7 protein-coding genes and 1 rRNA gene are annotated in these 10,939 nt (G+C 40.2%); all 8 read right to left on the bottom strand.

The window, feature by feature from the left end:
• Positions 1-1,007, bottom strand: a 16S ribosomal RNA gene (locus PHO70_04440); the annotation flags it as partial.
• A gap of 426 nt (positions 1,008-1,433) precedes the next feature.
• Positions 1,434-2,642, bottom strand: a complete 1,209-nt coding sequence (locus tag PHO70_04435; protein ID MDD5432219.1) for a type II secretion system F family protein — start codon at positions 2,640-2,642, stop codon at positions 1,434-1,436.
• A 1-nt stretch (position 2,643) separates the two neighbouring features.
• Positions 2,644-3,714, bottom strand: coding sequence for an HD domain-containing protein (locus PHO70_04430; GenBank protein ID MDD5432218.1), 1,071 nt, complete (start codon positions 3,712-3,714; stop codon positions 2,644-2,646).
• 1 nt (position 3,715) lies between these two features.
• Positions 3,716-5,428, bottom strand: a complete 1,713-nt coding sequence (locus PHO70_04425; protein ID MDD5432217.1) for a GspE/PulE family protein — start codon at positions 5,426-5,428, stop codon at positions 3,716-3,718.
• Positions 5,429-5,430: 2 nt separating this feature from the next.
• Positions 5,431-7,146, bottom strand: coding sequence for an ATPase, T2SS/T4P/T4SS family (locus PHO70_04420; protein MDD5432216.1), 1,716 nt, complete (start codon positions 7,144-7,146; stop codon positions 5,431-5,433).
• A 60-nt stretch (positions 7,147-7,206) separates the two neighbouring features.
• Complete coding sequence (locus PHO70_04415) at positions 7,207-7,656, bottom strand: hypothetical protein (protein ID MDD5432215.1); 450 nt, start codon at positions 7,654-7,656, stop codon at positions 7,207-7,209.
• A gap of 3 nt (positions 7,657-7,659) precedes the next feature.
• Positions 7,660-9,108, bottom strand: coding sequence for a diguanylate cyclase (locus PHO70_04410; protein ID MDD5432214.1), 1,449 nt, complete (start codon positions 9,106-9,108; stop codon positions 7,660-7,662).
• A gap of 69 nt (positions 9,109-9,177) precedes the next feature.
• The gene (locus PHO70_04405; GenBank protein MDD5432213.1) at positions 9,178-10,926 is read right to left on the bottom strand and encodes a TIGR03960 family B12-binding radical SAM protein; all 1,749 of its coding nucleotides are present in this window, start codon (positions 10,924-10,926) and stop codon (positions 9,178-9,180) included.
• Positions 10,927-10,939 lie beyond the last annotated feature (13 nt).

The following is a 10,939-nucleotide window of genomic DNA, read 5'->3' as shown; positions in this document are numbered from 1 at the left end:
CGTAGCGTCGAATTGAACCACATGTTCCACCGCTTGTGCGGGCCCCCGTCAATTCCTTTGAGTTTTAACCTTGCGGTCGTAGTCCCCAGGTGGAGCACTTAACGAGTTATCTTGCGGCGCTGAAGGTAACCCCCCAACACCTAGTGCTCATCGTTTACGGCTAGGACTACCAGGGTATCTAATCCTGTTTGCTCCCCTAGCTTTCGCAGATCAGCGTCAGGGCCGAACCAGAGAGCCGCTTTCGCCACTGGTGTTCCTCCCGATATCTACAGATTTCACTCTTACACCGGGAATTCCGCTCTCCTCTTCCGGCCTCAATCTCATCAGTTTTAAAAGCAGTTCTGTGGTTGAGCCACAGGATTTCACTTCTAACTTGATGAGACGCCTACCTGCCCTTTACACCCAATAAATCCGAGTAACGCTCGCCACCCCCGTATTACCGCGGCTGCTGGCACGGAGTTGGCCGTGGCTTCTTCTCTGGGTACCGTCAGTCCTACCGTATTAGGATAGGAGTTTCTTTCCCATCGAAAGAGGTTTACGATCCGAAAACCTTCATCCCTCACGCGGCGTCGCATAGTCAGGCTTGCGCCCATTGCTAAAGATCCTCGACTGCAGCCTCCCGTAGGAGTTGGGGCAGTATCTCAGTCCCCATGTGGCTGACCACCCTCTCAGGCCAGCTACCCGTCAAAAGCCTTGGTAGGCCATTACCCTGCCAACTAGCTGATAGGACACGAGCTCATCTCCAAACAACAGCCCTTGCGGGCCACCTTTACTTACAACAGCTTGCGCCACTGTAAACACATCGGGAATTACCTTCACTTTCGCAAAGCTATTTCCGATTTGGAGGTAGATTACTCGCGCATTACTCACCAATCTGCCGCTATATCTAAGGACGAATTGGCATCTGCCTTGCGGCTTCAACCTCTCCATCCAAAGTATCGCGCGACTTGCATGCCTAATCCACGCCGCCAGCGTTCACTCTGAGCCAGGATCAAACTCTCCGAAAATTTCGAAAAAATTTGTATAAAGGCTCTTTGAATTATTTGTTTGTTACTTTTGTTCTCAAAAAATTGACCCTTCTGAATCATTAAGATTCACTCGGGTCCGCTTGGCTATAATTTAGAAAGAGCAATGTTTAGAAATCTATTTTAGTGTGCACCTAAAGTGCAAACAAAAAAGCGTCCCGACATCAATCGGGACGCTTTAGAATTTACAAAGCGCCTTACTGTCGGTGCGCGTTAATTACCCAATTTTGTCAACCCTGTAGTATGTATTTTCACTATACAGTAATATCCTTTTTTCAAGGTAGTAAGTAAATATACCACAAGAAACTTTATTGTCAAGTATTTTTTTTACTTTTTTTTTAACAACTCTAACAGAGCTAAAACTATATATATTTTAAGCACTTTACGCTTAATAACAACATTTTAAGCTTAATGGGCAATCAACTCTGTTATCTTGAAAATCGGCAAGAAAAGCGCCACTACAATACCGCCGATTATGATACCCAAAAAGGCAATTACCAAAGGTTCAATTAAACTAGTTAACGATGAAGTCGCGACATCCACCTGTTCATCATAAAAATCTGCAACCTTGGTAAGCATTTTTTCAAGTTGCCCTGTCTGCTCCCCTACACCAATCATACGGCAAACCATGGGCGGGAAAACACCGCTTTTTGAAAGCGGGCGCGCTATCGGTTCGCCATCACGCACCGCAACTGAACAACTGACTACCGCTTCTTCTACAACTTTATTCTCTGCAGTTTTGCTGACAATGTCCAGTGAATTTAAAATTGAAACACCACTCTTAACAAGAGTAGAAAATGTACGGGCAAATTTTGCAACAGCTACTTTACGGAAAAGGACTCCCAACACAGGAGCATTAAGACAAAATTTATCAAAGTTATAACGCCCTTTTGGAGTGCTGATATATTTCTTAAAAAGAAAAACCACTATTGCAATTACTATAACTAAAAATATAAAGTAGTGCCTGAAGATATCGCTTATGCCGATAAGGACAAGTGTAGGAAGCGGCAATTTTCCTCCTAACGCATCAAATATCCCCTTAAAAGTAGGGACAACTTTAAGCAATAAAACTGCCGTAATTAAAAAAGCCATGCTGACAACAACTGTAGGATAGACTAAGCTTGATTTAACTTTTCTTGTAAGAGAGGCTGCTTTTTCCAAATAAGTAGCTAACCTGTCCAAAACCTCATCAAGCATACCTGAAGTTTCCCCTGCTCTTGCCATGTTTACAAAAAGCTCTGAGAAAACTACAGGGTGCTTAGCCAAAGCATCGCAAAAACTCATACCGGCTTCTATATCCGAACGGACCTGCGTTACAATTGCTTTTAACCCCTTGCTTTCCACCTGCTCAGCTAAAATACTAAGAGCATTTACCAAAGTAATACCCGCATCAATCATTGTGGCAAGCTGCCGGGAAAAGATAACTATATCATCAAGCTTAACCTTAGTGTCCTTGCCCCTTGACTTAGCTGCAGCCTTCTTTGCCGGAATGATAGAAACAATAATTAATTCTTTATTATGCAGTGTTTCAGCAACAACATTTTCAGAATCAGCATCCAATATGCCTACGATTGTCTGCCCGTTTCTGTCTTTAGCTGTATATTTATAAGTATTCATTTTATAAAGTATCCACTACCTTTAAAAAAGCCTCTACGACTTTCGGATCAAATTGAGTGCCTGAATTATTCTTTATTTCTAAGATAGCGTCTTCCTTTGTAAGGGGAATTTTTCTATAAGACCTTGCTGAACGCATAGCTTCATAGGCATCAGCCAGATGTATTATCCGGGAACCTAACAAGATATCATCGCCCTTACGGCCTTCAGGATAACCAGTGCCATCATAATGCTCATGATGTTGACGAATTAATTCTATCACATCGTCTAGAAAAGTCAACGGCTCCAATATCTGCGCGGCTATCATGGGATGACGTTTTATCTCTTCCCATTCCTGCGCGTTTAAAATAGAAGGTTTGCTTAAGATGCTGTCTCCGACTCCGATTTTACCTAAATCGTGCAACTCGCAAGCCTCTCTTATATTCTCAATTTCTTTTGCAGAAAGGTTCATCTCATTTGCTATTGATACCGCATATTTTGCGACATTTTGCGAATGGCTATGCGTATAATGATCACGGGCGTCAATCGCCTGAGCCAGGACTTTAATTGTGCGCATATAGGTTGAACGCAAATCCTCATAAAGCCGGGAGAGCTTTTTTGTTGACTCTTCAACCCTGTTTGTCAAAAAAAGGTTTTGTTTCTCAAGAGCGGCGTTACGTTCTTTAAGGCTCGCGGCTTGCCTGGAACTTGACTCAATTAAATAATGCAGCTGCGCTCCTTTTTCAATCAGAAAAGATAGTTTTTCCAAATCTATGGGCTTAATTACAAAATCATAAACTCCCAGCTTAAACAACTCGCTGATTATCTTTTCATTATGAGTTTCAATTATTGCAATAATAATACAGTTTGGGTCAATCTTTTTTAAACTGCTTACAACCTCCTGAGCCTCCAGATCAATCAAGCCGTACTTCAACAAAACAACTTCAAAATGGTTCTGCTTCAAAGCAAAAATTCCATCTCTGCCGCTGTATTCAAAGGATACCGCGTATCCTTTTTTGATAACCAATTCCTCTCTTAAAAATGCTGATAGATTCTTGTCGTCGCTGATTAACAAAACTTTGGAATTTAACGCCATTCTACTCCTCTGTAGTTATCCTTAAAGCTTCATCTAAAGTAGTAATACCTTCTTTTACTTTTAAGAACGAATCATCTCTTAATGTCATCATCCCGCACTTTTCAACTGCATAGCTCTTTATTTCATCAATTGATTTCTTTTTAATTATCATCTCACGGATAGAATCGTCAATCAAAATTGATTCCAATATCGCGATTCTGCCGAAAAAACCGGTATTGTTGCAATACTTACAACCAGAAGCCTCATAAAATGTTGCTTTTTCCTTAAAGCCAATCTTTTTTAAGAAATCATCCGGGACTTCAATCGGCTTGCGGCATTTAAAACACAACTTTCGGCAAAGCCTCTGGGCGCAAAGCATAACTACGCTTGAGGCAACAAGAAAAGGCTCAACCCCCATGTCAATAAGCCTTGTAATACTGGTAATCGCATCATTGGTATGCAGCGTGGAAAGAACCAACTGTCCGGTAAGAGCAGCTTTAATAGCAATATCCGCAGTCTCGGAATCCCTGATTTCTCCAATCATTATAACGTCAGGGCTCTGTCTTAATAAAGCTCTTAAGCCAGAGGCAAAATCAAGCCCAATCTCGGGCCTTGCCTGAACCTGCGTAATACCTTCAACCTGATATTCAACCGGATCTTCAATAGTAATAATATTTCTCTCCGGAGTATTCAGCTGGTTTAAAACAGAATACAAAGTCGTAGATTTTCCTGAACCTGTCGGCCCGGTAACAAGGATCATGCCGAAAGGCTTTGCAATCGCAGTTTTAAATGAATAAAGCGGCTGTTCTGCGAAACCAAGCTTATCCAATCCGATAGATAAACTTGATTTGTCCAGTGCGCGCAAAACAAATTTCTGTCCAAATGTGGTCGGAAGGCTTGAAACACGGAAATCAACTTCCTTATTCTCAAATCTTACTTTAAACCTTCCGTCTTGCGGAACACGGCTTTCAGTAATATCAAGATTAGAGATAATCTTAAGTCTTGCTATAACGCCATTCTGGTTTAATTTCGGCACCTTTAATACTTCATGCAAAGACCCGTCAATACGATATCTAACACGCAAGAAATCCCTCTCGGGCTCAATATGTATATCTGAAGCCCTCTTTTTTAAAGCCTGGGTCAACACAAGGTCTACCAATTTTACAATCGGCGGCTTTGCACTTTCTTCAAGAGCAACACTAAGTTCTATCTCATCAGACTTAACAAGCTCAGATTCTTTTTTTTCTCCGGGCCCACGCGCTTCTTCAAGGATATCTTGTATGCCCTTTACCTCCTGAGATTCAGGATGATATTGAAGATCTATTGCTTTAAGTATTTCTTCTTCCGGACTCAAAACAATATCAATGCTGCATCCGGTAAGAGCCCTTAAATCATCAAGCGCAAAAATATCCAAAGGGTCCACCATGGATACGGTAAGAGTATCGCCCATGCGCGATAACGGAATTAACTTATAAAGACGCGCCATTCTTTCAGGAACAAGATTAATTACTTCGCGGTCAAATTTATACTTCCCAAGATGTAAAGTTGGAATATACAGCTGTTCTGAAAGCAAAGACAAAAGGGATTCTTCTGAAATTATCCCCAGCTCAACTAAGATCCTCCTTAAGGGCAGATTTCTTTCCTTCTGCCTTGACAGGGCTTTATCAAGCTGGTCTTTGGAAAGATTCCCGCTTTTTTGCAATATCTCAATTATTTTTTCTTTTAATGTCTGCATGCTTACTCGTCCGGAGCAGTAACGCGCAAAACCTCTTCAAGGGTAGTCAAGCCTTTGAGCGCCGAAGCAAGCCCATCTTCTCTCAACGTAGTCATACCCTCTTTACGCGCCTGCTGTTTAATTATGTGCTCTTGCACATTAGATAAAATTAATTCACGCACCGAATAACTTAACAAAAGGACCTCGGCAATGCCGGTTCTTCCGCTATATCCCATATTAAAACAATGCTGGCATCCGTGGCCGCGGAAAAATTCTACTTTTTTATCTTTATCTATTTTTATTTTTAAAGAATCAATGATTTCCTGTTTAACTGGAAAAGGCTCTTTGCAATAAGGGCAAATCTTTCTCACCAATCTCTGCGCGACAACACAAACCAATGCTGAGTTAATAAGATAAGGCTCAACTCCCATATTAACCAAACGCACAACAGCTCCGCAGGCAGTAGTTGTGTGCAAAGTAGAAAGAACCAAATGGCCGGTTAAAGCGCTCTTAATCGCGATATCAACCGTTTCAAAATCGCGGATTTCTCCAATCATAATAATATTTGGATCCTGGCGCAAAATTGATCGCAGTGCTCCGGCAAAAGTAAGCCCGATTTCCGGCCTCGCAGTAACCTGATTAATCCCTTCTAACTGGTATTCCACAGGATCCTCAACCGTTACAATATTCTTTTCAGGGCTATCAACTGATTTTAATACCGAATAAAGAGTAGTCGTTTTACCGCTACCTGTAGGCCCAGTTACTAAAATCATCCCATGGGGAAGCTTTGAGACTTTAGCGACTTTTTGAATTGTCGCCTCGCCGAAACCAAGGCGGTTTAAATCAAACATCGCCTGTGATTTATCAAGAATACGAATCGCTACTTTCTCACCAAAACTTGAGGGGATAATTGAAACACGAAAATCTACTTCTTTACCCAGCATGTTAACCTTAAAACGCCCATCCTGGGCAAGCCTGTGCTCAGCGATATTTAATTCAGACATAACTTTAATACGGGAAACTATAGAAGGATGCATACTTTTGGGAGGGGCCTTTTGTTCATGTAATATTCCGTCAAGCCGGAAACGAATCCTTAATTTTTTGTCAAAAGGCTCAACAAGGATATCTGAAGCTCTTTTTCTTACTGCATCTTCAAGAATCAAATTCGTAATTTTAATAACCGGTGCTTCCTGGCTAATCCGGCCCAATTCCTGGTCGGAAGGCAATATTTCCTTTTCTTCCTTGACAAGTTCAATGGAAGTTGCCGACATCTCCTTAACCAAGTCATCAATAATACCCTTAGTTGCGTCAGGATAAGATAATTCTATAGTCTGCAAAATATCCTGGCTTGATGAAATAATCGGATTTATTTTATAACCGGTAAGGGATGCTACATGGTCTATAGCAAAAATATTCAAAGGGTCTGCCATAGCCAAAGTAATAGTGTCTCCCATTCTGGAAACTGGAATTATCTGATAATGGCGGGCGATATCTATGGGGATGGTTTTTACAATTTCTAAATCTATTTTAAAACGCTTCAGGTCTATTAAGGGAAACCCTAAGCCTTCGCTTAACGTAGTAATTAATTCATTCTCTTTGACGTAATTTAAACCAATGATTATTTCGGATAGCCTTCCGCCTTTCTCTTTCTGGATTTCAAGAGCCTTATTAAGCTGCTCCTGCGTAAGGATTTTCTTGTTGATTAAAACTTCTTTCAGGCGCTCTTTTAATGAAATCATTTTTTAGAATTTGTGTTTCGGCGGATATGAAAAAAGATTGCTAAAGAATGTTTTAAAAAACTAATCCTTATCTTTATAATATTTTTCAATTGCGCGTTTTATATCCGAAGAAGTAGAAACAAAAGTCTGGACACTGCATCCCGAAAGCAATTCCACGTCTTCAATCGCCTGCACATTAAGAGGATTAGACATTGCGACTGTCAGGTTATTCCCAATTTTATCTATAGGCACGAGTAAATACTGCCGCGCGACTCTTCCGGGAATAATATTTGCGATATCCGGATTAATATCATAATTACTTAGGGGCAGATATGGGAATCCGTATTGAGCGGTTAATGATTGAGCAATATCTTCTTCTTTGGCAAACCCCAAAGACACCAAAACTTCTCCGATAAGCCCGCCCTTCTCCTGCTGCAAAGCCAACGCTTCATCCAATTGGCGCTGATTAATAATTCCTCTTTCAATCAGCAAATCACCTAATTGTTTATTTATGATTTTTCTAGTCGCCATAAACTAATTATCCTTAGCAGGTTGGACTGTCTCAGCAAAACCGACAATACGATTCTTCCCGTTGTTTTTTGCAAGAGCCAACAAACCCTGGGCCTTAAAAATTAATTCATCGGAAACAACCCCGTCCAGAGGATTTTCGCTTACGCCTCCGCTGATTGTGATCCTTTTTATTGCGTCGGCTTCCTGCTTAAAAATATCCTCTATCTTAACCCTGATTGATTCAGCTATCCTTTGAGCCTGGCGTTTGTTTTTCTCCGGTAAAATTACACCAAATTCATCATCGCCGATTCTGCCTACCCGATCAACCTCCGATACAGAATCCCTGATAGCGATTGCAATCTTCTTTAATGTAGATTCCGTAGTTAATGAACCCAAGGTTTGGTAATAATTCTTGAAATTATCAATATCAAGAAGTATAAATGCACAAGGCCTCTGATAAGCGATAGACCTTCTTATTTCTTCCTGAAGCCTGGAACGGACATATGCTTCATTGTAAAGGCCGGTTAGAGCGTCTTTTATCTCAAGCTTCTCAACACGATGCATCAGGATATCATTTTCTGCTGCAATAGCTACTTGCTTGGCAAAAACATCCACTAATTCTATTTCTTCTTTTGAATACGCAAAAGATTCTTTATTATTGGCAATACCAAGCATTGCCATTACCCTTCCCCCTAAATATATCGGAGTTACCAAAGCATTCTTTAATCTAAACCTGTCATAAAAATCAGTGTATAAGTGATCAGGGTACGTATTCTGCCGGTCAATAACCAACACTTTACTTAATGTGATCGCCTTGGAGAATATTTCATCCTTAGCTCCTACTTTAACCTTCAAAAGATGTTCTGAATTAATCCCGTCAATTATCCTCATTAAGAAAACTTCTTGGCCTTCCTCCCGATACAAAAGAAAAGCGGCTTCCGAATTTGCCAATAAACGAGCCTTCTCAACCGTAAGTTTTAAAATGTCATCAAGTTTAGCGCCCTGTGAAATTAATGAACTTATCTGCAATAAACTGGAAAGCACCATTACGCGTTTCTGGATTTCCACATTTATTTCCGTTGTCTTCTCGCTGTAATTCTTTAGCTCATCCATATTCCCGCGGATTCGTTCCGTCAACTGATTTAGAGCCCCTCCCAGATCGCCCACTTCATCGGGATTCTCAGTTTTTATCTTACGGCTAAGGTCTCCTGCAGCAATTAATTTCGCAGCAGAACTAATTGACACAACGCGATCAAAGACTTCCTTAATAATAAAGAAACCGGCTATCGCGATAACAACACTAATTATTATGGTTGCAATTATATCAATTTTCAGACCGGCTTGAGGCAAGATGTAATTTGAAACGAGGTAAACAGAAATAAGCAAAGGTAGGATGGACATAAGGTAGAAGGAAATTTTTAGCTTATATTTAAGGCCGAAGGATCTTAAGGAATTACCTTTTGCTTTGCCCATCTATTCCTCCAGAATTTAGTTTATTTTGAAGAAATTATACCTCTTAAACAACGCTTTGGCAATACCTATTTATGCGCTTATCTCATTGGCTTCCAACATAATGGACTGCTTAGGGATTCCGACATCTATAAAATCCCAAGGCAGCTGCTGGCTTCTTTCTATTTGTTCCAGATAATAACCGGGTGCAATACCTGTCTGACTAAAAGCCGCAAGCCATTTATCAATTGAGAAATGCTCATTCCAGGCATCAAATCTTGCTCCATTTTTAAACGCAGAAAGCACAACTTCGCTTAAGCGCCTGTCTCCGCGCGAAAAAACTGCCTCCACAAAACTAACATCCCTACTTTGAAAAGATAAAGTAATTTTTCTGTTCTTAATTTTATTCCTAAGATACATTTGTTTTTCTTTTATCTCTTCAGAGCTTGGCATGCCGAACCATTGAAAAGCCGTATGAGGTTTTGGTATTAATGTATTTATGCTGACATTAACTTGAGCCGGATATTTTGCAACCTTCCTTCTTAAATCAGATACCCTTAAAGATAAATCCGCTATACCATCCAAATCTTCATTAGTTTCAAAAGGAAGGCCGATCATAAAATACAGCTTTACATGCTGATAGCCGGAAATAAACGCTTGTTCCAGGGCTTTAAAAAACTGCTCCTCATCAAAATCCTTAGCAAGAAGGTCCCTCATCTTCTGCGTCCCTGCTTCCGGAGCAAACGTAAGCCCTGTTTTTTTAACCGAAGCAATCACAGTAGAAAGATTCCCCACCATCGTCTTTGCTTTTACCGATGGCAAAGAAATATTCACTGCTTTTTCTTTAAAATATTCTGTTAGCTGGCTAACGAGCTTTTCAATATAAGCATAATCGCTTACCGATAATCCCAGCAAAGATACTTCATCATAACCCGTATTCTTATACATGGTTTTAGCTAAGTCCACGATATTTTCCACATTTCTTTGGCGTAATGGAAAATAGCATGACCTCGCCTGGCAAAATCGGCATCTGTTCGGACAACCACGCGTAATTTCAACGGCTAAACGGTCATGTACTATTTGGATATAAGGCGTCAACCATTCAACCGGATAGAATGATTTATTTAAATCGCTTACAAACCGTTTCTTTATTGGCTGCGGGAATTGTTCCGATTTAGCCTTAAATTCAAGAAATTTACCATTAGAATCATACGCAACATCGTAAAAAGAAGGAACATACACGCCTTCTATCTTTGAAAAAACCATTAATAAATCTTTCTTGGAAATTCTGCCTGCCTTAAACTCTTCTTTATTCTTACGGTAAAGATCAATAAATTCTTTTATAAAATCTTCTCCTTCTCCGATAAAAAACAAATCAAAGAATTCATGCATCGGTTCGGGGTTTAGAACACAGGGCCCCCCTCCTATAACTAACGGGAAAGAGTTATCCCGTTCTTGAGCCCTAAGAGGGATATTCCCTAAATCCAGGATATTTAATATATTAGTGTACCCCAACTCCGAGCCAAGAGAAAATCCAAGGATATCAAATTCTTTTAAAGGCTTTTTTGACTCTAAAGACAGGATTTCCCGTTTTAACTCTCTTAATATTTTTTCCATATCAAGCGCACAGGCAAAAACTCTTTCACATACGACATCTTCAATATTATTTAAAATCCCATAAAGAATTCTTACGCCTAAATTACTCATCCCAACCTCATAGAGATCAGGAAAGCATAAAGCAAATTTCACAAAAGACTTACCAAAATCCTTTTTTGAAACATTCCATTCGTTGCCGATATAACGGCCCGGCTTCATCACCTGTAACAAAATATCTTCATACATATTTTTTAACCTT

Source organism: Candidatus Omnitrophota bacterium, from assembly GCA_028715415.1.
Classification (GTDB): domain Bacteria; phylum Omnitrophota; class Gorgyraeia; order Gygaellales; family Profunditerraquicolaceae; genus JAQURX01.
Note: the sequence above shows the minus strand (reverse complement) of the source record. Positions and strands in the feature narration are given on the sequence as shown.

What these genes read in the sequence shown, in the direction of transcription:
- PHO70_04435 (MDD5432219.1), bottom strand. Translation starts at nt 2,642, where the DNA reads ATGAATACTTATAAATATACAGCTAAAGACAGAAACGGGCAGACAATC.
- PHO70_04430 (MDD5432218.1), bottom strand. Translation starts at nt 3,714, where the DNA reads ATGGCGTTAAATTCCAAAGTTTTGTTAATCAGCGACGACAAGAATCTA.
- PHO70_04425 (MDD5432217.1), bottom strand. Translation starts at nt 5,428, where the DNA reads ATGCAGACATTAAAAGAAAAAATAATTGAGATATTGCAAAAAAGCGGG.
- PHO70_04420 (MDD5432216.1), bottom strand. Translation starts at nt 7,146, where the DNA reads ATGATTTCATTAAAAGAGCGCCTGAAAGAAGTTTTAATCAACAAGAAA.
- PHO70_04415 (MDD5432215.1), bottom strand. Translation starts at nt 7,656, where the DNA reads ATGGCGACTAGAAAAATCATAAATAAACAATTAGGTGATTTGCTGATT.
- PHO70_04410 (MDD5432214.1), bottom strand. Translation starts at nt 9,108, where the DNA reads ATGGGCAAAGCAAAAGGTAATTCCTTAAGATCCTTCGGCCTTAAATAT.
- PHO70_04405 (MDD5432213.1), bottom strand. Translation starts at nt 10,926, where the DNA reads ATGTATGAAGATATTTTGTTACAGGTGATGAAGCCGGGCCGTTATATC.